The organism is Paludibacterium sp., from assembly GCF_019232825.1.
Taxonomy (GTDB): Bacteria; Pseudomonadota; Gammaproteobacteria; order Burkholderiales; family Chromobacteriaceae; genus Paludibacterium.
This window is the reverse complement of the sequence record NZ_JAFAND010000073.1, coordinates 1-21,295: the sequence shown is the minus strand read 5'-3', so window position 1 is coordinate 21,295 and position 21,295 is coordinate 1. Positions and strand designations below refer to the sequence as shown.

The window sequence follows — 21,295 nt, the reverse complement described above, 5'->3', positions numbered from 1 at the left end:
AGACGCCGTTACTTCTTGCGTTGCGGCGGCAGGTCGGTGCAGACCCCGCCGAAGACCTCGGCGGACATGCCGATCGATTCCCCCAATGTCGGGTGCGGGTGGATGGTCTTGCCGATGTCTTCCGGATCGCAGCCCATCTCGATGGCGAGGCAGATCTCGCCGATCATATCGCCGGCATGGGCGCCGACGATCCCGCCGCCGATGATGCGATGCGTCTCGGCGTCGAAGAGCAGCTTGGTAAAGCCCTCTTCCTGGCCGTTGGCGATGGCGCGGCCGGAGGCGGCCCACGGGAACACCGATTTGCCGATCTTGATGCCTTCCTTGCCGGCCTCTTCCTCGGTCATACCGACCCAAGCCACTTCCGGATTGGTGTAGGCCACGCCCGGAATGACGCGCGCGTCGAAGAAGGCCTTGTGACCGGCAATGACTTCAGCGGCAACGTGCGCTTCGTGCACGGCTTTGTGCGCCAGCATCGGCTGGCCGACCAGATCGCCGATGGCGAAGATGTGCGGCACGTTGGTGCGCATCTGCTTATCGACGGGGATGAAACCGCGCTCGGTCACGATCACGCCCGCGTTTTCGGCGCCGATCAGCTTGCCGTTGGGCGCGCGGCCGGCGGCCACCAGCACCTTGTCGTAACGTTGCGGCCCGGCGGGAGCGTTTTCCCCCTCGAAGGTGACCCAGATGCCGTCTTCGCGCGGTTCGACCGCCACGGTCTTGGTCTTGAGCATGACGTTGTCGAAACGATGACTGTTCATCTTCTGCCAGACGCGCACCAGATCGCGGTCCGCGCCCTGCATCAAGCCATCCATCATTTCGACCACATCGAGCCGGGTACCGAGCGACGAATACACCGTACCCATTTCCAGGCCGATAATGCCGCCACCGATAATCAGCATTTTCTGCGGCACATCGGCGAGCTCCAGCGCGCCCGTGGAATCGATGATGCGCGGATCTTCGGGAATGAACGGCAATTTCACCACGCGCGAGCCGGCGGCGATGATCGCCTGCTTGAAGCGCACGACCTTCTTCTCGCCGGAGACGGCCTTACCCGGCCCGTCGGTCAGCGCGACCGACAGATGGTACGGGTCGACGAATGCGCCGACACCACGCACGATCTCGACCTTGCGCGCCTTGGCCATGCCGGCCAGGCCGCCGGTCAGCTTGCCGACCACCTTTTGTTTGAAGCCGCGCAAGGCGTCAATATCGATTTCCGGTTTGGCGAACTTGATGCCGTTGGCCGCCAATTCCATCACTTCGTCCATCAGTTCGGCATTGTGCAACAACGCCTTGGACGGGATGCAGCCGACATTGAGACAGACGCCGCCGAGCGTGGGGAAACGCTCGACCACCACCGTCTTCAAGCCGAGGTCGGCGGCGCGGAAGGCGGCGGAATAACCGCCAGGGCCGCCCCCCAACACCAGCACGTCGCATTCGATGTCGGCACTGCCGCTATGCGTCTGCGCCACCGGCGCCTCAACCGGCGTCTCGCCGGTTTGCGTATGCGCCGAAGCCACGCCGCCAGCGTCGACGACCTCCAGCCGGGCGATGACGTCGCCCTCGGACACCTTGCCGCCGACTTGAACCAGCACTTCCTTGATCACGCCCGCCTCGGCGGCAGGCACATCCATCGTGGCCTTATCGGTTTCCAAAGTCAGCAGGGCGTCCTCGACGGCGATGGCATCGCCGGGCTTGACGAAGATTTCAATGATATCGACGCCGCTATGGCCGCCGATATCAGGGACTTTCAATTCAACGATTTTGCTCATGGTCTAGTCCCCCCTTACAGCATCAGGCGGCGAATGTCCGCCATGGACTGCGCGAGGAAGCTGGTAAAGCGTGCGGCGGACGCGCCGTCGATCACGCGATGATCATAGGAAAGCGACAGCGGCAACATCAAGCGCGGCTGGAATTCCTTTCCGTTATATACCGGCTTGATGGCCGACTTGGACACGCCGAGGATTGCCACTTCCGGCGCGTTGATGATCGGCGTGAAGGCCGTGCCGCCAATGCCGCCCAGACTCGAGATGCTGAAGCAGCCGCCTTGCATGTCGTTCGGGGTCAGTTTGCCCTCGCGCGCCTTCTTGGCAAGCAGCGCCGACTCCTGCGCCAACTCGATCAGACTCTTCTTGTCTGCATCGCGGATGACCGGCACCACCAGGCCATTGGGGGTGTCTGCGGCAAAGCCGATATGGTAGTACTGCTTGAGCACCAAATTATCGCCGTCGAGCGAGGCATTGAACTCGGGGAATTTCTTCAGCGCGGCGACACAAGCCTTGATCAGGAAAGCGAGCGGGGTCAGCTTCACGCCATCGGCCTTGAGCTCCTCGCCCATACTCTTGCGGAACGCTTCCATCTCGGTGATGTCGGCCTCGTCGAACTGGGTCACGTGCGGAATCATCACCCAGTTGCGCGCCAAGTTGGCGCCGGAGATTTTCTTGATGCGCATCAGCGGCTGGGTATCGATCGGGCCGAACTTGGCGAAATCGACTTTGGGCCACGGCAACAGGTCCAGTCCGACACCACTGCCGCCGGTCGCCGTCGGCGCTGCGGCGGCGACGCCACCTTCCATGATGCCTTTGACGTACGCCTTGATATCCTCTTCGACAATGCGCCCCTTACGGCCGGAGCCCTTGACCTTGGTCAGATCGACGCCCAATTGGCGCGCAAGGCGGCGGGCCGACGGACCTGCGTGCGCCTGGTCGACATTGCCCTCATCCGGCAGGGCCACTGCGGCAACCGGGGCGGCAACCGTCGCTGCCACTGGAACAGGCGCCGGCGCGGGAGCCGCAGTGGGCGTCGGTGCGGCGACCGGCGCCGGCGTGGTCGCGCCAACCGTCCCCACCGCCTCGACACGGGCGATCACATCGCCTTCGGACACCTTGGCGCCGACTTGAATCAACACTTCCTTGACCACACCGGCGTGGCTCGCCGGCACTTCCATCGTGGCCTTATCGGTTTCCAGCGTCAGCAGGGAGTCGTCGACTTCGATGCGCTGCCCCGGCTGGATAAAAACCTCGATAACGTCGACGCCGTTATGGCCGCCGATATCCGGTACTTTCAGATCGATCAGATTGCTCATTTGTCTGGTTCCACGTGGGATGCCGGGCCTAGGCCCGGCATCGTGTTCTTCGATGGGCTTATACGGTCCACGGCGCCGGCTTGTCGGCGTCGATGCCGTAGCGGGCGATGGCCTCGGCCACGCGGGCTCGCTCGATCTTGCCCTCTTGTGCCAGGGCGGTCAGCGCGGCGACGGCCACGTGATAGCGATCCACTTCGAAGAACTTGCGTAACTGCTGACGCGAATCCGAACGGCCGAAGCCATCGGTGCCCAAAACGGTATAGCGTCCCGGCACGTAAGCACGAATCTGCTCAGCGTAGTTGCGGATATAGTCGGTGGCGGCAATCACCGGGCCACCGCGACCGGCCAGCTGTTCGGCAACGTACGGCACACGAGCCTGCTCGCTTGGGTGCAGCATGTTCCAGCGCTCGACGGCCATGCCGTCGCGATGCAGCAGATTGAACGAGGTCGCGCTCCAAATGTCGGCGGCAACGCCAAAATCGTTCTTCAGCAGGTCGGCTGCGGCCATGACTTCGCGCAGAATCGTGCCGGACCCCATCAATTGCACCTTGACGCCGGCATCGCCGCCGTCGCGCAGCAGATACAGCCCCTTGAGGATGCCTTCTTCGGCGCCAGCCGGCATTTCCGGATGAGCGTAGTTTTCGTTCATCAGGGTGATGTAATAGAACACGTCCTCCTGATCGACGTACATGCGGCGCAGGCCATCTTGCAGAATCACCGCCAACTCGAAGGCGAAGGTCGGATCGTAGCTGAGGCAATTGGGAATCAAGCCGGCCTGAATGTGGCTATGGCCATCCTCGTGCTGCAACCCTTCGCCGTTAAGCGTGGTACGGCCGGCCGTGCCGCCAAGCAGAAAACCGCGGGCGCGCATGTCGCCGGCGGCCCAGGCCAGATCGCCGACACGCTGGAAACCGAACATCGAGTAATAAATGTAGAACGGGATCATCGGAATGCCGTTGTTGGCGTAACTCGTCGCCGCGGCAACCCAGGACGACATGGCGCCCGGTTCGTTGATACCTTCCTGCAGAATCTGACCGTCCTTGGATTCCTTGTAGAACATCAGCTGATCTTGGTCTTGCGGCACGTAATTCTGCCCCATCGACGACCAGATGCCATATTGACGGAACATGCCTTCCATACCGAAGGTACGCGACTCATCCGGTACGATCGGCACGATCTGCTTGCCGATGTTCTTATCCTTGAGCAGGGAACCCAGCATGCGCACATACGCCATGGTGGTAGAGAATTCACGCTCACCGGAGTCCTTCAGCAAGGCGTCGAACAGATGCAGACCCGGAATGGTCAGCGGCGCGGTCACCGGCTTGCGGCTCGGCAGATAGCCGCCGAGCGCGGCGCGGCGCTCCTGCAGATAGCGCATTTCCGGGCTGTCGTCCGCCGGCTTGTAGTACGGAACCTCGGCCAGTTGCTCGTCGGTGACCGGGATGCCAAGGCGATCGCGCAGACGGCGGATCGAGTCGATATCCATCTTCTTCGCCTGGTGCGCGATGTTCTGCGCCTCGCCGGCCGCGCCCATGCCGTAACCCTTGATGGTCTTGGCCAAAATCACGGTCGGGCGGCCGCCGGCGTTGTTGACGGCCTCGTGGTACGCCGCGTAAACCTTATGCGGGTCATGGCCGCCGCGGTTCAGTGCCCAAATTTCGTCATCGGACATGTTGGCGACCATGGCGCGCAACTCCGGATACTTGCCGAAGAAGTGCTCGCGCACGTAAGCGCCATCCTTGGATTTGAAGGTCTGATAGTCGCCATCGACGCACTCGTCCATGCGCTGCTTGAGCAATCCCTTGGAATCCATGGCCAGCAACGGATCCCAGCGGCTGCCCCAGATGACCTTGAGCACGTTCCAGCCGGCGCCGCGGAATTCGCCCTCGAGTTCCTGGATGATCTTGCCGTTGCCGCGCACCGGGCCGTCCAGACGCTGCAGGTTGCAGTTAACGACGAAAATCAGGTTGTCCAGGCCTTCGCGCGACGCCAGGCTAATGGCGCCGAGCGATTCCGGTTCATCCATTTCACCGTCGCCACAGAAACACCACACCTTGCGTCCAGGCGTGCGCGCCAAGCCGCGGCTTTCCAGATACTTGAGGAAACGGGCCTGATAGATGGCCATCAATGGGCCGAGCCCCATGGAAACCGTCGGGAATTGCCAAAAATGCGGTTGCAGCCAGGGGTGCGGATAGGACGACAGGCCTTTTCCATCCACTTCCTGGCGGAAATTATCGAGATCGCCTTCGCTGAGCCGGCCTTCCATGAAGGCTCGGGCGTAAATACCCGGCGCGATATGACCCTGGAAATACACCAGATCGCCGTCCTGCTCTTCATTGGCAGCGCGCCAGAAGTGGTTCAAGCCGACGTCGTAAAGCGTGGCGGACGACTGGAAGCTGGCAATATGTCCACCGAGCTCAAGCTCCTTCTTGCCGGCCCGCAGCACCATCGCCACGGCATTCCAGCGGTTGATCGAGCAGAGACGGTTTTCCATCTCGTAATCGCCAGGGGATTTGACTTCTTTACCGACCGGAATACTGTTTTGGTAGCCGGTGGTCAAATGGAACGGCAGGTGGCCTCCGCGCTCGCGGGTCCGCTCAACCATGCTCTCCAGCAGAAAGTGCGCGCGATCGGCGCCTTCGGCGTTCAGGACGGACTCCAGCGCCTGCAGCCACTCTTGGGTTTCCAAAGGATCAATGTCTTGCGGCATGCTCTCAGCCATTTTCATACATCCTCATCATTTGTGCGGCCGGCCAGAGGCGCCGACCTGGTTCTTCCCACCGCGGAATGTTCAATAGCGAACATTACCGGTTGTTTGCAGTCTATTTTTTTCGTTTTTGGTTATATTTTTCGTTTTAGAAAAAATTAGGCGAGTACAGAGCAGTTTAAAACGAACGATGTTCGTTTTGGAATAGCCTTCTAGTGTTTTGGCTCCAACCCAATAGCATTTTGACAATTGCCGCGGCGCAGCATGTTGCATTTTTGCTATTGCATGACGCCCGTCTCAGTGGAATCCCGCTTGTTCTCGGCGACGATTTTTTCCAGCTCGCGCGTGCGGGCCTCGATCTCGGAGCGCAAGAAGAAATCGTCGCCCGGGGCTTGCTCAGCCAAATGATATTGCTCCAGCGCCGCCTCATACTGCTGCTCGAAATACAGCGCGTTGCCCAGGGCCGCGTGATAGCGCAGCATGTCGCGATCGGCGAACAGGCGCGATTGCAATCGGTACAAGACCGGGTCGCCCGGTACGCGCTGCAGCAGCTCGCGAATGGCTTGCAAAGCCTGCGCGCGCATTCCCATCTGGATCAGGAGATCAATCTCCGCATCCGCCAACGGGCGGTTGCCGTTAAAGCGGGAGAGACCTGCCTGGTAGACGGCCAGTGCGGCTTCATTGTTTTTCCCGTCCCGCGTGATCGAGGCCTCAAGGCCGTACAGCATCGCACTGGGCGGAAGCAATTGACGCGCCCGTGCCAAGGCTTTCCCCGCCCCGGCCAGATCGTGCTGGCGCTGATGTGCCAGCGCCAAGCCGTACCACTGAGCCCCTTCGCTGAGAAATTGGCGATTGGCCAACGCCGTTTGATAGAACTTGACGGCATCCGCCGGCGTCAACAACTGATTGCGGATCTTTTCCCGCACCAGCAAATAATCGGTGCTGCTGGCGCGCATGCGCACCGGGGAGTTCAATGCCCGGTTTTGCGCCTCGCTGATCCGCTCCACGGTCACCGGGTGCGTACGCAAAAACGCGAAGGCCTCGCCACCATTGAGATGTTCGCCTTGTTGCAGACGCTGGAAGAAACTTGGCATGTCCCGCGCGTCGAAACCGGCGGCGGTGAGGTATTGCATGCCGACACGGTCGGCCTCGCGCTCGTAATCGCGTGAGAACGACAATTGGTTGGCCACCGTCAGACCGACGCCCGCGTTGAGCGTACCGAAAACAGCGTCCGAATTGTGACTGCGCGTTGCTAGCGCGGCAGCCACCAAGGTTGCCAATAACGTGAGCTGATTAGGCAGCGCGTTGGCCTGCATGCGTGCTATATGGTGCTGTGTGACGTGCGCCATCTCATGGCCGAGCACCGAAGCGAGTTCGCCTTCGCTCTGGGTAGCCAAGATCAGCCCCTTGTTGACACCCACATAGCCACCCGGCATGGCAAAGGCGTTGATGGCGCCGTCATCGACGACGAAAAACGTGAAGCGGAGGCCAGAACCCACCGCGCCCGCTGCCAGACGAGCGCCGATAGTATTGATATAGGTGTCGAGTTCGGGATCGTCACTGATCGCGTCTTGCTGCCGCAGTTCGCGCATGGCATTGCGTCCGATGCGTGCCTCATCCGCGAGAGACATGGAGGCCTGGGAAACATCGCCCAAGTCTGGCAGATCAGCAAGAACGACGCCTGCGTCCAACAGCAGGCACAAGGAAAGCGTCGTGAGCAGGAGCGTCTTTTTCATCCAGATATGATATTCCGCATACCCAGCGCATTGCACGCAAATCGATGGAGAAAATCGCTCTGGCGCCTTCGATGCTTACAGGGTCCGCACCAACTCCTTGCGCTCCGGCGCATCATGACGTCGGAGGTTCTCAGCGCTATAGAGGGACTGCAAGGTCGACAGCAGCGACATCGCTTCACGGCTGGCCACGCTGTAAAAAATCCATTTGCCATCGCGCCGGGTCGTTACCAGGCCTTCGTTTCGCAACACGCCTAACTGCTGCGACAGTGTCGGCTGGCGAATACCGGTCAACCTCTCCAATTCCGAGACCGCCTTTTCCCCCGACACCAGCTGACACAGCAGCAGCAAACGGTCTTCGTTGGCTAGGCTTTTCAGTAGGGAAGTCGCCTTGGCGGCATTTTTCTTTAGTTCAGACAAGTCCATGACATATTTCCTTCGCGCCAGGTGCGTGTGATGAGGGGATCTTGTTGGTTTAGCGGTCTTGGTGAACACACCGGTAAAAACGCTTGTGCGATCATTGACCGGCTCCATACAATGACAACATCCTAGTGAATGAGTTCATACCCTTCGCTCGCCACTGGCCAAATGATATGGCCCGCCCTCTCATCCGCTGATTTGAAAATAGAGGCGTAGCCTTGTGCCGTTTCTCGCGTTACTATCAGCGCAATCGAAATCCGCCTCGCCGATGCCTATCCAAAAGGACAGGTCACTCTAGGCAGCCTGTTAAGGAGACATACCCATGAGCGTGCTGGGCGCCATGCTCGAACATAATCGAATCTTTGTTGACAATCGCGAATACGAACAGTTCAAAACGGATAAGTTTCCCGACAAGAATCTGTTGGTGCTCGCCTGTATGGACGCAAGGCTGGTTGAGCTGTTGCCCAAGGCCATGGGCTTGAGAAACGGCGACGCCAAACTGATCAAAAACGCCGGTGCGTTGGTGACGCACCCTTGGGGTTCCGTGATGCGCAGCATCATTGTCGGGATCTACCAGTTGCGCGTCGATGAAGTCTGCGTGGTGGCGCACATGGATTGCGGCATGAACGCGATCAATCCGGCCAACGTGCTCGAATCGGCAATGGCGCGCGGCGTCAGTCCGCAAACCATCGAAACGCTGCGCGCGGCGGGCATCGACCTGGATAATTGGCTGCGCGGCTTCACCAATGTCGAGGACAGCGTCCGCCACACGGTCGGCGTCATCCGCCAGCATCCGCTGGTACCGCGCGACATTCCGGTCCATGGTTTGGTCATCCATCCCGAAACCGGCGCCCTTAAGCTGGTCGTCGACGGTAGGCCCGGGGCGGAATCCTGATCATGCCCAAGCGTGTTGTCGGGATATTTGGCGGCACGTTCGATCCCTTTCACGCGGCTCACCTGCGCATGGCTCAGGCATTCCAGTCCGAGGCCGGTCTGACCGAGCTGAGGCTGGTGCCGGCAGGCGCGCCTTATCACCGGGGAGGAGTGGCCGCGAGCGCTCAAGACCGCTTGAAAATGGTCGCGCTCGGCATCGCGGCTATGCCTGGCATGCGGGTGGACGATCGGGAACTGCGGCGCGCCGGCGCCTCCTTCACCGCGGACACATTGGCCGAGATCCGAGCGGAAATCGGCCCGGACATCCCGCTATGGTTCTTGATCGGGGGCGATTCGCTGCGGCAGCTGGATACCTGGCGGCACTGGCAATCGCTTTTTTCGCTGGCGCACCTGGCGGTGGCCATGCGCCCCGGCATCGACGCGCTCGAACTACCGTCCCCCGTGAAGGAAGCATGGTCTGCGCGGCTGAGGCCGCACGCCCAAAACGACGCCGCCTCTGGTACAATCCTGCGCCTTACGTTGCCGCCCATGGATATATCAGCCAGCGCCGTGCGCGACGCTGTCGGCAAGCACCAGTCCATTTCCCATCTGGTGCCTCCGGCGGTCGCCTCCTATATTCAAACTCACGGGCTCTACCGGCCAATGTCCGGCCAGGGCGCGGAATGACTCAATAATGATAGATGCATCCTAAGACGATGCATCGGGCCTTTCTGGAAGGGACTCATGGAAATCTCGGAAATCGTTAAAGTTGCGGTGGATGCCCTGGAAGACGTCAAGGGCAAAGACATCATCGAGCTGGACACGCGTGATCTAACGTCGTTGTTTCAGCATCTCATCGTCTGCACGGGCGACTCCAACCGACAAGTCAAAGCACTGGCCAACAGCGTCAGCGTCAAACTCAAAGAAGCAGGCGTCGACATCATCGGCACCGAAGGCGAAGAGTTCGGCGAATGGGTGCTGGTCGATGCCGGCGATGTCGTTGTCCACGTCATGCTGCCTGCCGTACGCGATTATTACGATATCGAAGCATTGTGGGGCGGCGAGAAACCTTCGTTCGTCCCTGTCGGCGCCAAGCCCTGGAAAGTGCTTTAAGCCGTTGAATGCAGCCTTGCTAGTACAGACATCCGCACCATGCGAATAACGATTCTGGCCGTGGGCACGAAGATGCCCCGTTGGGTGGATGAAGCCTTTTCCGATTACGCTAAGCGTTTCGGGCGAGACATCGGCCTGGAACTGAAGGAAATCAAACCGGAAAAGCGGGGCGGCGGCGTCACCGCGGATAAAGGCATCGCCGCCGAGCATGCCAGACTGTTGGCGGCGATTCCTCCTCGTGCAGTTCTGGTCGTGCTGGACGAGCGAGGCAAGAACTGGACCACGCAGCAACTCGCCCAGCAAATGCAGCATTGGCAACAGGATGGCAGTGACCTGTGTTTCATCATCGGCGGTGCGGACGGTCTTTCGCCCGCATTGAAGGCGCAAGCCGATATTCTGCTGCAACTGTCTGCATTGACGATGCCGCACGGCATGGTTCGCGTACTGCTGGTCGAGCAGCTCTACCGCGCTGTCAGCATTCTGAACAACCACCCCTACCACCGCGAATGACACGCCTGGCCGGATGACCGGCTGTGCTGGCCTCTCTCGCGGCGGATGATTAGCATGCCGTTTTCCCCATCGGAACAACGCTCATGCGCATGCCGCCGCTTCTTGCCGCCGCGCTTATTGCGATCGCCGCGCCGAACGGGTCGTGCGATGCCCTGCTCGGCTTCACTGACGCGCGTGGTGTGCTGCATTTGTCCAACCTGGCCCAGGATCCGCTGGACCAGCCACTGGCGCCTTTAGCGCGCTTCTCGCCGGCGGCAAAGCCGTTGCAGGAACTCATCGATCAAACCGCCGCACGATTCGGCATCGATCCAGGGCTGTTGCACGCATTGATCCAAGTGGAGTCCGGGTACGATGCAGAGGCACGCTCCGCCAAGGGCGCGATCGGACTCATGCAGCTCATGCCGCAGACGGGCCGTCGCTTTGGTGCCGGCCGGCTGGAAGATCCCGTGGACAACCTCAACGCCGGCACCCGCTACCTGGCGTGGCTCTATCGTCGGTTCGGCGGCGACCTTCCACTCACGCTGGCCGCTTATAACGCCGGCGAAGGCGCCGTGGCCCGCTTCGGCAACCGCATACCGCCCTACCCCGAAACGGCCGGCTACGTGGCCAACGTACTGCGTCGCTACAGAGCCGCGTCGAGCAACGCTGCGGCATCGGATTCGGCGCGCCACGTGGTCATTTTCAGCGGCGATGCGCCCGCCAGAGCGGAACGTTGGTGAGCCGGTCAAAGGTGAATACCCAACATCTCACCCAACGGATCAGCCAAATCGCGGTAATGCGCATTGTGATCGTAGACGCCTAACAAGCCGGGAAACGACTGTGGGGAGTGAAATATCTGCCGCGCCTTGCGCGAGGTGAGTTTGTGCATGCGCAAAATACGCCCATCCCAGTGCACCACGCGCGGCTCTTCCGCGTCCAACAATATGTCCAATACCTGGTGGATGCTTTCCATGAGCACCACTTTGCTACGCACTCGGTTTTCGCCACTAACGAATGACGTCATGGTCAGTCTCCTGATCGGTGTAGGTTCTTTGCAAACGATATATAAACATCACTTATATGTTTTTAAATTAAACGCTACACAGTCTAGGGAGACTCTGAATTTCCCGCAAGCCGATTTAATACAACGTCATATATGATAATAAAAATAAAAAAAACCCGATGCTCTCGGGTTTTTGCTATACCTTTCCCTACCGGTGGGTGGGAATCATCCTCGCCAGTGCTCAGCACGAGAGCTGATGGGCCAACACCTTCAGCGTCCGCCAAGGCTCTCCCTGTTCCACGCCTTTGATCTGACGATCCACCCGCGCGCAGGTCTCCAGGGCCTGCATCAGCCGACGCGCGCCGATGCGCCGCAAAGCCGGTTCGGCCAGCCTTTGCTTATTGCCCCACAAACGCAATTCACGCGATAGGTCGCGCACTTGACGCCCTTCTTTGAGCCCCTGGCGCAATCGCAACAGCATGCGCACATCTTCGCTGAACGACCACAACACCAATACCGGCGCTTCGCCTTCCGCCTCCAGCCCCTCCAACATGCGCAGCGCACGCGCCGCATCGCCCTCCAACCAAGACTCCGATAGATGGAACACATCGAATCGCGCCACATTGGCGACCAAATCGCGCAGCATCTCCAGCGTCAGCTCGCCTTGGGGGTAGAGCAATCCCAGCTTGTCGACCTCCTGACGCGCGGCCAACAAATTGCCTTCCACCCGGTCGACAAAAAACGTCAGCGCCTCGGCGGACATCGATAGACCTTGCGCCTGCAATCGACGGTTGATCCAGCCCGGCAGCGCCTGCCTGTCGATAGGCGCCGCATGCAGAACCATCGCCGCCTTCTCCAGCGCTTGGAACCATTTCCCTTGCTGCTGACGCTCCATCTTGGGCAACAGCACCAGCGTCACGGTATCCTCCGGCGGATGTTCGGCCAAGCGGGTGAGCGCTTCCGCCCCCTCGACGCCAGGCCGACCGCTGGGAATACGGATTTCCAACACCTTGCGCGAAGCAAACAGCGACACGCTGCTCATGGCGTCGATCAGCGACGACCAATCGAAACCGGCCTCGACGGTGAGTACTTCACGCTCAAGATACGCCTGCTGCCGTGCGGCGGCGCGAATCAAATCCGCCGCCTCCAAGGCCACCAGCGCCTCTTCCCCATGGATCAGATACAGTGGCGCCAAAGGGCCGCGCGCGAGCGCGCCGGCCAAGGCATCAGGGCTGATGGCCGGCATCGTTGGCCTTTGAATCGGGCACGACGCCCGCAGCCGCCGACGCGGCATCCTGAATCATTCGTTGACTGGACAGGCGGAAAACCAAGAGCTGCGCGGCCGTGCGCGTCATGTCGTTCCACAACAGCGTCTCTTCCTGGTCCTTACCCAGCACCACCGAATCGCTATAGGTCATGGTACGGGACTGACGCAACACAATATCCCGGCCGGCCTGGGCGCCATTGACCCACAGTTGGGCGGTCAGGCTGTAATTGAGCCGGTACTCGTTGGCCTGACCGCTGCGATCGATGTCGGAGACTTCCTTGTTCCGGCCCTCCCCGGTGATACGCAGCACGGCGTCCGCACCGTTGGCCGAATCCAGTATGGTCAACTGCGGGTATGCCTTCAGCGCTGCAGCCACCTGTTGCGCCGCTGGCTGCGTCGAATCGATATACAGCCGGCTAAACGGGAACGCGCGTGGCGTCGAATCCAGGCCACGCAAGTGAAACCCGCAGGCAGCCAGCGTCATGGCGAGCAAAAGAGCGGACAGGGTCGTCAATAGTCGGGTCATGCGGTCGAACCTTTGGCTTGGCCGGGCAGGTGAAACCTGCCCGACGGAGAGTTACACGACGATATTCACCAGGCGCCCAGGCACTACGATGACCTTCTTGGGCGGCTTGCCTTCCATGAATTTCTGTACGTTGGCGTTCGCCAGCGCGGCCTGCTCAATGGCGTCCTTGGCGGCATCGGCGGCCACCACCACGCTGCCGCGCAATTTACCGTTGACCTGCACCATCAGTTCGACCTCGCTCTTCACCAACGCGGCTTCGTCCACCTTGACCCACGCCTGATCGAGCAGGCGCGAGCCCGGCACCAGCTCGGACCACAGCGCTTCGGTGATATGCGGCACGATCGGCGAGAGCAAAATCACGGCGGACTCCATCACCTCCTGCGCCACGGCACGGCCGGCATCGCCCGTGGTGTCGGTCTTGTCGTACGCGTTAAGGAGTTCCATTACCGCGGCAATTGCCGTGTTGAACTGCTGGCGGCGGCCATAGTCATCGGTCACCTTCTGCACCGTGGCATGAAGCTTGAAGCGCAGCGACTTGAGGGCATCAGACAGTGCGCCGCCCTGATAACGAGCCGTCACCCCCTGGCTGACATGCTCATAGGCGGTTTTCCACAAGCGGCGCAGGAAACGGTTCGCGCCTTCAACGCCGGCATCGGACCATTCCAGCGACTGATCCGGCGGGGCCGCGAACATCATGAACAAACGCGCCGTATCCGCGCCGTATTTCTCGATCAGATCCTGCGGGTCCACGCCGTTATTCTTCGATTTGGACATCTTTTCGATGCCGCCGATCTGAACCGGTAGGCCGTCGGCGCGATGCGTGGCCTTGACGATCCGGCCTTTCGCATCGCGTTCGATGATCACATCCACCGGTGCGATCCAATCCTTGTGCCCACCCTCGACATCGCGATAGAAGGTTTCGCACACCACCATACCCTGGGTCAACAGACTGGAGAATGGCTCGTCAGTCGACACCAACCCCTCGTCACGCATCAGCTTGTGGAAAAAGCGGGCATACAGCAAATGCAGAATGGCGTGTTCGATGCCGCCGATATACTGATCGACCGACAGCCAGTAGTCCGCGGCCTTCTTGTCCACCATGCCGGTATCGCAGTTGGGCGAGGCATAGCGCGCGTAATACCAGCTGGACTCGACAAAGGTATCCATGGTGTCGGTCTCGCGGCGCGCGTCGCCGCCGCAGCTCGGGCAGCGGGTTTGATAGAACTCGGGCATCTTGGCCAGCGGCGAACCGGCGCCGTCCGGCACCACGTTTTCCGGCAGCACAACCGGCAGCTGGTCCTCCGGCACCGGGACGTCGCCGCAATGCGGACAGTGGATGATCGGAATCGGACAGCCCCAGTAACGCTGGCGGCTGATACCCCAGTCGCGCAAACGATACTGGGTGCGCGGCGCCCCCAACCCCTGGGCTTGCAGCACTTCGGCCATGCGCTCGAACGCGCCTTGGTAATCCAATCCGTCAAACTCGCCGGAATGGCATAGGATGCCGGTTTCGGTATAAGCGGCCGCCAGCGGCTCGGTCAGCGCCTCGCCGGCAGCGGGACGAATCACTGTCTTGATCGGCAGGCCATACTTGTGGGCGAACTCGAAATCGCGCTCGTCATGCGCCGGCACCGCCATGACCGCGCCCTCGCCGTAACCCCACAGCACGTAATTGCCGACCCAGACCGGCACGTCAGCGCCGGTGAACGGATGCTTGACGGTCAGACCGGTCGGCATGCCCTTCTTCACCTGGGTCGCCAGATCCGCTTCGGACACGCCGCCTTTCTTACACTCGGCAACGAATTCGGCCAACGCGGGATTGCCCGCCGCGGCGCGGGTCGCCAGCGGATGCTCAGCAGCCACGGCAACATAGGTGACCCCCATCAGGGTGTCCGGCCGCGTGGTATAAACCTTGAGCAACTCGCCCGAGCCGTCGCCATAGGGGAATGCGACCTCCATGCCGCGGCTCTTGCCGATCCAATTACGCTGCATGGTTTTGACCTGCTCAGGCCAACCAGTCAGTTTGTCCAGATCGTTCAGCAGCTCTTCCGCATACTGAGTGATCTTGAAGTAATACATCGGGATTTCACGCTTTTCCACCAACGCGCCGGAACGCCAGCCGCGGCCGTCGATCACTTGCTCGTTGGCCAGCACGGTCTGGTCAACCGGGTCCCAATTGACCACGCCGGCCTTCTTGTAGATCACGCCTTTCTGGAACAGGCGGGTAAACAGCCATTGCTCCCAGCGGTAATAATCCGGCTTGCAGGTCGCGAGCTCGCGGTCCCAATCGATGGCAAGTCCAAGGCTCTTGAGCTGGCGCTTCATGTAATCGATGTTGGAATAGGTCCAACCGGCCGGCGCCACGTTGTTCTTCATCGCGGCGTTTTCCGCCGGCAGGCCGAAGGCGTCCCAACCCATCGGCTGCAGCACGTTGAAACCATTGAGGCGCTTAAAACGCGACAGTACGTCGCCGATGGTGTAATTACGCACATGCCCCATGTGCAGCTTGCCCGACGGATACGGGAACATCGATAGGCAGTAGTATTTTTCGCGCGTGCTGTCCTCGATCGCTTGGAAGACTTTGTTTTTGGCCCAATCGTGTTGTGCCGAGGTTTCAACCTCGTGTGGCGTATAGTGTTCTTGCATGGTGATCTCGGAAATACTCTTTGCCTGAAAGTCAATTCGACGATTATAGCCGGGCAAGCCCGAAGCACAGAAGCGTGCGGCGAGGATTTGTCACGTTATGGTCATCCAACGACGAAAAACTCGATCAGATTTATGCAGATACACGCGTCAGAAACAACTTAAAGCGCTCCAGCCGATCCATCAACGCAGCCAACACCGCGGGCTCCCACATCGAATGCCCCGCGGCCTCCACCAGGCACAACTCCGCTTTGGGCCAGCCCGCAGCCAGCGCGAACGCGCCCTCCGGCGGGCAGATGACATCGTAGCGCCCTTGCACGATACATGCCGGTAAATGGGCAATGCGGCCGAGGCCCTGCAACAGCTGGTCGGGCTGCAAAAACAGCCGGTTGACGAAATAATGCGCCTCGATGCGAGCCAGCGGTAGCGCCAGATAAGCACTGGCAGCCCGTTCAACGGCATCGGCACGCGGCAGAAGCGATACGCAGTTCGCCTCCCAAGCCCCCCAGGCTTGGCAAGCCGGCAGATAATCCGCTGGATCGTTTGAAATCAGCCGCCGGTAATACGCCGAGAGCAAATCCCCCCGCTCGTCGGCCGGGATCGGGGCGATAAAACGCGTCCAGGCATCGGGAAAGAAACGAGCCATGCCGTGCAGGAACCAATCGATATCGCCAGGGCGGCCCAGGAAAATGCCGCGAAGGATCATGCCGCAAACGCGTTCGGGATGCGCTTGGGCATAGGCCAACGCCAATGTGCTGCCCCAGGAGCCGCCAAACACCAGCCAGCGCTCAATGCCCAGCATCTCGCGCAAACGCTCGATATCCTGAACCAGAAGATCGGTCCGGTTGGCGGAAAGCTCGCCACGCGGCACCGAACGGCCACTGCCTCGCTGATCGAACAGCACGGCGCGGTAAAAGCCGGGATCGAACAACTGCCGGCACATCGGCGCGCATCCGTCGCCCGGTCCGCCGTGCAGGTACAGCACGGGAAAGCCATCCGGCCGGCCGCAGGTTTCCCAGTACATCTGATGCAGCTCGTCAAGGCGCAGCATGCCGCTGGCGTACGGCGCGATGGCAGGATAAAGCATGAGAAGGCGTCCCGGGCTGGTCAGAAAATCATTCTGACGGCATTGTGCGGGAGATGACAGTTCTGGCGCAATCGTCTGACAGCGTACAGGAAGAAAATCGGAAAACACCCGACTCGGTCACCAGCCAGTCGAGCCGTATATCCCAGGCCTCGCGCGGCACGCGCGCCACGCGCTGGCAGTCGAACGCGACACCGATCAACAAGGGCCGCCGCCGTCCGGCGGCATGCAGCGTCGTATCGTAGAAACCGCCCCCTTGTCCAAGGCGAAAACCGTCATCATCCACCGCCATGAGCGGCACGAACAGAACGTCCAGCCGCTCCGCGCGTAACACCGGTCCAGCATATTCGGTGATGGCATAACGGGGATGCCGGTACCAGCGGTCTTCCGCACCGAGACGCGAGAACCACAGGCGCCGCCCGCGCTCGGGAATGACCGGCAAGTAGACTTCGGCCCCGCGATGCAGCGCCCGGCTCAACAGACGCTCGATATCCAGCTCCGACCCAGCAGCCAGGTAGCCGCCGATCCGCTTGCCGCGCCGCACGAAACGCGCGGCGAACCGGGCAATTTTTTCCTCGGCGCGGCGCCGGGCCAGCGCGGGCAGCGCCACGCGCGCGCGGCGCACCGCGCGACGCAGCGCCAGTTTGTCATCGAACAACGGCAGCGCAGTTGGGGGGGTCATGATGGAGGCCATCATCCGCTAGGGGGACGATCGAAAGAGAGGCCCCCGCGAGTGTCGTTCTGGCTAAATTCGCTTGAACCCTGTTTCCAGGGGGTCGCCTGCCTCGCACATTTGGGCGCGTCCCGAAGGACGCGGCGCGCCAGTGCTACTCATTGCCAGCAACCTAAGCGAACGCATTGGTTCAAAGGAATTTTTGAGCCGTCACGAACACCGCAGGGGGTAACCGGGAAACTCGTCGAAAGCGCGGTCACTCGAACAGCGACTGCTGGCTTTCTTGCAAGGCAGCATCAGCGGCCTCGCTCATACTGCGTATTCTACGTTGAAAGGCGGCCATCTCCAAGCCTTCCCCCACTTTTGTTTTTAGCAAGTCGTGAGCGATATTCAACGCGGCCATGATCGCGATCTTATCGGCATCGACGATCTTACCCTGGCCGCGAATGGCCTCGATTTTCTCTTCCAGCAGACGTACCGCTTCGAGCAGCGTGTCGCGCTCGTCGCTCGCGGTACCGATGGTAAAATGCCGCCCCAACAACGACACATCCACTTGCACGATCTCGCTCATGCGTCCTCCTCGGCGCCTGGCAACCGTTCGATCAGCGTTGCCACACGCTGACGCGTCTCTTCCAGGCGGAAATGCATATCGGCATTTTCCCTTAAGGCCTGTGCCAGCGCTTCCGCCAGACGGGCGTTCTGCGACCCCATCTCGCCGATACGCGTGATCAGCCCCGCCACCCGGGTTTCCAACGATTCAAGTTCTTTGTCCATGGCGGCGAGCATAGCCAACGGTTAGCGAGGCGTCAAACCGAGCGCCTGCCGCGCACGGTCCAGCGTGGCGCAAATGGCCTGTGCGCCGAGCGCCAGCCGTGGACCTGGCCGGCTGGCCAAATCGACATCCACCGCGTAGCGTGTGCCCTGCGCCACCGCCGGAATACTCTTCCAGCTATCCCAGACCGCCAACTCTCGCGTCGAAGCCGCCAGCATCACCTGAGGCCGGCCGGCAATGACCGCCTCGCGACTGACTTGCGGCGCGGGCGCGCTCAGGGCGCCGAACAGATTACGGCCGCCGCACAGTTGCAGCACGGCCCCGAGATAACTCGCATCGCTGACGGTAAACAACGGCGCCGGGCTCATCTGATAAAACACCGAGACGACCGGCCGCCCATGATAGTGCGCTCGCAATGCGGCAATCTGCGCTTGGTACGCGGCCGCCGCGCGGCTGGCCGCGGGCTCGGTCGCGCTGAGCTTGCCCAGCGCCAATATCTCGCCCGCGATATCGTCAAGCCGCAGCGGGTGGCTGACAAAGACCGCCACGCCGGCCGAACGCAAGCGTTGCAACAACTGCGGCGCGCTACCGTCTTTCCAGGCCACGACCAAATCGGGGCGTAGACGCAGCACCGCCTCCAGGCTCACCCCCATCAGATCGCCGACATGCGGCAAGCGTGTGGCCGCCACGGGATAGTCGCTGTACGCCACCGTGCCGACCATATGGTCGCCGGCGCCGGCGGCATAAACCAGCTCGGTGGTGGATGGCGCGAGCGTGATGATGCGCGCGGCCGGCCGTGCGAGCGTCACCGCCGCGCCGGTGCCGTCACGCACGGTGACATCGGCACGCGCCGGCGCGATAGCCAGGCAAAGGGCGCTCAACACGCCCAGCAAACGGAATAGGTGCATATCGATGTTATAACCCGCCCGCAGTGACGCGGTCGGGTTATCGGGGGTTAGAACGTCATAGTGACAGATGCTTGATAGGTTCGTGGATCTCCAGGATACGCGGTATAAAGCGGCTGGCCACTCGAATCGATGACGCCATAGGCGATATAGCGACGATCGAACAAATTGTTAACTGCCAGGGACATAGACACTTGTTTCGAGAGCTCGCGGGTCAATTTGGTATTGACAAGGGTATATCCCGCCATCTCGGTCCAAAACTGATTTGCCTGGTCATTATCCAACCTTTGCTGGCCGACATAGTTCACGTCGATGCTAGCTTTAGTGTTCTCCTGGATACTCCAATACAAACCAACGTTGGCAAGAAGCGAAGGTACCTGAGGAATCTCGTTTCCGGAAACAGACTTGCCACCGTAATTTCCGTCTTGGAATGTCGCCCGCTGCCAAGTGAGATTTGCATGTACGCGTAGATTGCGTTGTACATTCAACGCTCCCTCCAGCTCCATGCCTTGATGTTGGGTTCTATCCAAGTTGATATTCGTACCAACAGGGCCAAGATACGGCATGAAATGGATTTCATTGACTACATCTGAGCGGAACACTGCAGCACGGAAATTGGCGCTCTCTCGTTGCCACTCAATCCCCAGCTCCTGCTCATGCGATAGTTGAGGTTGTAAGCCGCCGTTTGTTCTGATCAGGTCGTCACTATTTGGCGTACGAAAGCTTTGGCTTAATTTCGCATAGCCGCTCCAAGACGAGATTAACGCCTGGCGCATGCCAAGTTGCCAAGCATGCAACTCCCTATGTAACCCAAAACTATAGCAATTGGCTGAGGACAGGCATTGCAAATCATCATCGATCCGCTGTGTGCGGCCGCCGATATTCAGCTGCCCGCCTTGCCATACATTGAACTGAGCTTCGGAAAATACGCCGAACCGACGTTGCTCACCGTTAGCAAAAGTGCTGATCGAGGGGCCATAGTAATTGTTGTCATCACTCGATTGCGCATTTCGCCAATCCACGCCGGTGACGATTTGATGCCCATTTCCAAAGGGTAGCGCGTAACGAATCTGGCCGGAATCTTCATTGACTTTTCGGTTATCTACCGAGCCATAGGAAGCATCGCTGGTCAACGTATATTTAGTCCGCGTCGACAGATCAATATATAACTTGCCAGCCCCTAGCGACTGAGACAACCGGGCACCCACTTCATCTAGTCTTTGCGTGCCAGTTTGGTATGGCGACGCATAGTAAGTTTGACCGTAGTCAGGATGCGCTTGAAATTCATTAATCCCTGCTACAGGATCGATTTCAAGCATGCCGGGTAAGCCATAACTCTCGTTACTGGAGCGTGCGTATACACGCACTAACGATTGATCAAGCTTCAGGTTTAACCCAACGCCGCCACTCTGACTCCGTAGACCAGAGTTGCGCATGAATCCGTCATCACTTTTTGCATGGCCAAAAGCATCCAAGCTCATCTCATCACCGGCTAGGACAAAGTTGCCATCCGTCTGTCGCAACCGCTCATTACCCACCGTCTGCGTGAGCGATGCGGACGACTTGCTGGGCATCGAGGACTTAGTGATGATGTTGATCACACCTCCTGTTGCACCTTCCCCATATTGCACCACGCCACTACCGCGTACGATTTCAATCCGCTCAATTTGCGCAAGCGGGATATTAGAAATAATGGGGGTAGACTGATCATTAGTGTTCTGCCGTATTCCATCAACCAAGACAAGCGTGTTACTCACACCCGTCATGCCAAAGCCACGCAAATCAACGGCAGGCTCAGCGCCGCCTTGATTGATCAAATGCACGCCGCCAACAGTGGCCAAGACGTCAACAACGGAGGTTGCACTACTCTGCGCAATATCCTGCGCGGTGATCACGCTGACGCTCACCGGCGCCACGCCACGCGCCTGCGGCACGCCGCTGGCGGTCACCACCACGTCGCCACCGTCGAATACGGGAAGGTCTTCCGCCAGCGCCACGCCAGCGA

General features: G+C 60.2%; 20 protein-coding genes and 1 other RNA gene. 5 read left to right on the top strand and 16 right to left on the bottom strand.

What is annotated here, in order from left to right; genetic code table 11:
* Nucleotides 1-8: 8 nt before the first annotated feature.
* The 5 genes from lpdA to JOZ06_RS09450 all read right to left on the bottom strand — a co-directional run bounded on the left by lpdA (nucleotide 9) and on the right by JOZ06_RS09450 (nucleotide 7,948).
* A complete protein-coding gene (gene lpdA, locus JOZ06_RS09470; protein ID WP_293231772.1) occupies nucleotides 9-1,769 on the bottom strand; it encodes a dihydrolipoyl dehydrogenase in 1,761 nt (586 codons plus the stop codon).
* 14 nt (nucleotides 1,770-1,783) lie between these two features.
* Nucleotides 1,784-3,082, bottom strand: a complete 1,299-nt coding sequence (gene aceF / locus JOZ06_RS09465) for a dihydrolipoyllysine-residue acetyltransferase (RefSeq protein ID WP_293231770.1) — start codon at nucleotides 3,080-3,082, stop codon at nucleotides 1,784-1,786.
* A 58-nt stretch (nucleotides 3,083-3,140) separates the two neighbouring features.
* Nucleotides 3,141-5,804, bottom strand: coding sequence for a pyruvate dehydrogenase (acetyl-transferring), homodimeric type (aceE, locus tag JOZ06_RS09460; RefSeq protein ID WP_293231768.1), 2,664 nt, complete (start codon nucleotides 5,802-5,804; stop codon nucleotides 3,141-3,143).
* A 263-nt stretch (nucleotides 5,805-6,067) separates the two neighbouring features.
* Entirely contained in the window at nucleotides 6,068-7,525 is a 1,458-nt protein-coding gene (locus JOZ06_RS09455) for a M48 family metalloprotease (RefSeq protein WP_293231766.1), read from the bottom strand.
* A gap of 75 nt (nucleotides 7,526-7,600) precedes the next feature.
* Complete coding sequence (locus JOZ06_RS09450; RefSeq protein ID WP_293231764.1) at nucleotides 7,601-7,948, bottom strand: metalloregulator ArsR/SmtB family transcription factor; 348 nt, start codon at nucleotides 7,946-7,948, stop codon at nucleotides 7,601-7,603.
* 316 nt (nucleotides 7,949-8,264) lie between these two features.
* On the opposite strand from JOZ06_RS09450, the gene JOZ06_RS09445 reads away from it, so the two are divergent.
* The 5 genes from JOZ06_RS09445 to JOZ06_RS09425 all read left to right on the top strand — a co-directional run bounded on the left by JOZ06_RS09445 (nucleotide 8,265) and on the right by JOZ06_RS09425 (nucleotide 11,157).
* Nucleotides 8,265-8,837, top strand: a complete 573-nt coding sequence (locus tag JOZ06_RS09445; protein ID WP_293231762.1) for a carbonic anhydrase — start codon at nucleotides 8,265-8,267, stop codon at nucleotides 8,835-8,837.
* A 2-nt stretch (nucleotides 8,838-8,839) separates the two neighbouring features.
* The gene (nadD, locus tag JOZ06_RS09440) at nucleotides 8,840-9,502 is read left to right on the top strand and encodes a nicotinate-nucleotide adenylyltransferase (protein ID WP_293231760.1); all 663 of its coding nucleotides are present in this window, start codon (nucleotides 8,840-8,842) and stop codon (nucleotides 9,500-9,502) included.
* A gap of 57 nt (nucleotides 9,503-9,559) precedes the next feature.
* Complete coding sequence (rsfS, locus tag JOZ06_RS09435; RefSeq protein ID WP_293231758.1) at nucleotides 9,560-9,928, top strand: ribosome silencing factor; 369 nt, start codon at nucleotides 9,560-9,562, stop codon at nucleotides 9,926-9,928.
* A 39-nt stretch (nucleotides 9,929-9,967) separates the two neighbouring features.
* Entirely contained in the window at nucleotides 9,968-10,438 is a 471-nt protein-coding gene (gene rlmH, locus JOZ06_RS09430; protein ID WP_293231756.1) for a 23S rRNA (pseudouridine(1915)-N(3))-methyltransferase RlmH, read from the top strand.
* A gap of 83 nt (nucleotides 10,439-10,521) precedes the next feature.
* A complete protein-coding gene (locus JOZ06_RS09425) occupies nucleotides 10,522-11,157 on the top strand; it encodes a lytic transglycosylase domain-containing protein (RefSeq protein ID WP_293231754.1) in 636 nt (211 codons plus the stop codon).
* 5 nt (nucleotides 11,158-11,162) lie between these two features.
* Here the strand turns inward: JOZ06_RS09425 and JOZ06_RS09420 are convergent, their stop codons facing one another.
* The 11 genes from JOZ06_RS09420 to JOZ06_RS09370 all read right to left on the bottom strand — a co-directional run.
* Entirely contained in the window at nucleotides 11,163-11,441 is a 279-nt protein-coding gene (locus JOZ06_RS09420) for a hypothetical protein (RefSeq protein WP_293231753.1), read from the bottom strand.
* A gap of 220 nt (nucleotides 11,442-11,661) precedes the next feature.
* Nucleotides 11,662-12,666: a DNA polymerase III subunit delta gene (gene holA, locus JOZ06_RS09415; RefSeq protein ID WP_293231751.1), complete on the bottom strand. Its 1,005-nt coding sequence runs from the start codon at nucleotides 12,664-12,666 to the stop codon at nucleotides 11,662-11,664.
* Nucleotides 12,647-13,213 carry an LPS assembly lipoprotein LptE gene (gene lptE / locus JOZ06_RS09410; RefSeq protein ID WP_293231749.1) on the bottom strand — a complete coding sequence of 189 codons (567 nt, stop codon included), beginning with the start codon at nucleotides 13,211-13,213 and terminating at the stop codon, nucleotides 12,647-12,649. Before lptE ends, holA begins: the two co-directional genes overlap by 20 nt.
* A 51-nt stretch (nucleotides 13,214-13,264) precedes the next feature.
* Entirely contained in the window at nucleotides 13,265-15,859 is a 2,595-nt protein-coding gene (leuS, locus tag JOZ06_RS09405; protein ID WP_293231747.1) for a leucine--tRNA ligase, read from the bottom strand.
* A 130-nt stretch (nucleotides 15,860-15,989) separates the two neighbouring features.
* Entirely contained in the window at nucleotides 15,990-16,943 is a 954-nt protein-coding gene (gene pip, locus JOZ06_RS09400) for a prolyl aminopeptidase (protein WP_293231745.1), read from the bottom strand.
* Nucleotides 16,944-16,971: 28 nt separating this feature from the next.
* Nucleotides 16,972-17,622: a 5-formyltetrahydrofolate cyclo-ligase gene (locus tag JOZ06_RS09395; protein WP_293231743.1), complete on the bottom strand. Its 651-nt coding sequence runs from the start codon at nucleotides 17,620-17,622 to the stop codon at nucleotides 16,972-16,974.
* A 38-nt stretch (nucleotides 17,623-17,660) separates the two neighbouring features.
* Nucleotides 17,661-17,844: non-coding RNA, 6S RNA (gene ssrS / locus JOZ06_RS09390), on the bottom strand.
* A 25-nt stretch (nucleotides 17,845-17,869) separates the two neighbouring features.
* Nucleotides 17,870-18,184: a cell division protein ZapA gene (locus JOZ06_RS09385; protein ID WP_293231741.1), complete on the bottom strand. Its 315-nt coding sequence runs from the start codon at nucleotides 18,182-18,184 to the stop codon at nucleotides 17,870-17,872.
* A complete protein-coding gene (locus JOZ06_RS09380) occupies nucleotides 18,181-18,387 on the bottom strand; it encodes a hypothetical protein (RefSeq protein WP_293231739.1) in 207 nt (68 codons plus the stop codon). The genes JOZ06_RS09385 and JOZ06_RS09380 overlap by 4 nt, the downstream gene beginning before the upstream one ends.
* A gap of 21 nt (nucleotides 18,388-18,408) precedes the next feature.
* The gene (locus JOZ06_RS09375) at nucleotides 18,409-19,293 is read right to left on the bottom strand and encodes a cobalamin-binding protein (RefSeq protein ID WP_293231737.1); all 885 of its coding nucleotides are present in this window, start codon (nucleotides 19,291-19,293) and stop codon (nucleotides 18,409-18,411) included.
* A gap of 47 nt (nucleotides 19,294-19,340) precedes the next feature.
* The coding region (locus JOZ06_RS09370; protein ID WP_293231735.1) for a TonB-dependent receptor at nucleotides 19,341-21,295 on the bottom strand (1,955 nt) is incomplete at its 5' end.

Bases quoted from the DNA above. Each gene is read 5' to 3' on its own strand.
- lpdA (WP_293231772.1), bottom strand. From the start codon at position 1,769: ATGAGCAAAATCGTTGAATTGAAAGTCCCTGATATCGGCGGCCATAGC.
- aceF (WP_293231770.1), bottom strand. From the start codon at position 3,082: ATGAGCAATCTGATCGATCTGAAAGTACCGGATATCGGCGGCCATAAC.
- aceE (WP_293231768.1), bottom strand. From the start codon at position 5,804: ATGGCTGAGAGCATGCCGCAAGACATTGATCCTTTGGAAACCCAAGAG.
- JOZ06_RS09455 (WP_293231766.1), bottom strand. From the start codon at position 7,525: ATGAAAAAGACGCTCCTGCTCACGACGCTTTCCTTGTGCCTGCTGTTG.
- JOZ06_RS09450 (WP_293231764.1), bottom strand. From the start codon at position 7,948: ATGGACTTGTCTGAACTAAAGAAAAATGCCGCCAAGGCGACTTCCCTA.
- JOZ06_RS09445 (WP_293231762.1), top strand. From the start codon at position 8,265: ATGAGCGTGCTGGGCGCCATGCTCGAACATAATCGAATCTTTGTTGAC.
- nadD (WP_293231760.1), top strand. From the start codon at position 8,840: ATGCCCAAGCGTGTTGTCGGGATATTTGGCGGCACGTTCGATCCCTTT.
- rsfS (WP_293231758.1), top strand. From the start codon at position 9,560: ATGGAAATCTCGGAAATCGTTAAAGTTGCGGTGGATGCCCTGGAAGAC.
- rlmH (WP_293231756.1), top strand. From the start codon at position 9,968: ATGCGAATAACGATTCTGGCCGTGGGCACGAAGATGCCCCGTTGGGTG.
- JOZ06_RS09425 (WP_293231754.1), top strand. From the start codon at position 10,522: ATGCGCATGCCGCCGCTTCTTGCCGCCGCGCTTATTGCGATCGCCGCG.
- JOZ06_RS09420 (WP_293231753.1), bottom strand. From the start codon at position 11,441: ATGACGTCATTCGTTAGTGGCGAAAACCGAGTGCGTAGCAAAGTGGTG.
- holA (WP_293231751.1), bottom strand. From the start codon at position 12,666: ATGCCGGCCATCAGCCCTGATGCCTTGGCCGGCGCGCTCGCGCGCGGC.
- lptE (WP_293231749.1), bottom strand. From the start codon at position 13,213: ATGACCCGACTATTGACGACCCTGTCCGCTCTTTTGCTCGCCATGACG.
- leuS (WP_293231747.1), bottom strand. From the start codon at position 15,859: ATGCAAGAACACTATACGCCACACGAGGTTGAAACCTCGGCACAACAC.
- pip (WP_293231745.1), bottom strand. From the start codon at position 16,943: ATGCTTTATCCTGCCATCGCGCCGTACGCCAGCGGCATGCTGCGCCTT.
- JOZ06_RS09395 (WP_293231743.1), bottom strand. From the start codon at position 17,622: ATGACCCCCCCAACTGCGCTGCCGTTGTTCGATGACAAACTGGCGCTG.
- JOZ06_RS09385 (WP_293231741.1), bottom strand. From the start codon at position 18,184: ATGAGCGAGATCGTGCAAGTGGATGTGTCGTTGTTGGGGCGGCATTTT.
- JOZ06_RS09380 (WP_293231739.1), bottom strand. From the start codon at position 18,387: ATGGACAAAGAACTTGAATCGTTGGAAACCCGGGTGGCGGGGCTGATC.
- JOZ06_RS09375 (WP_293231737.1), bottom strand. From the start codon at position 19,293: ATGCACCTATTCCGTTTGCTGGGCGTGTTGAGCGCCCTTTGCCTGGCT.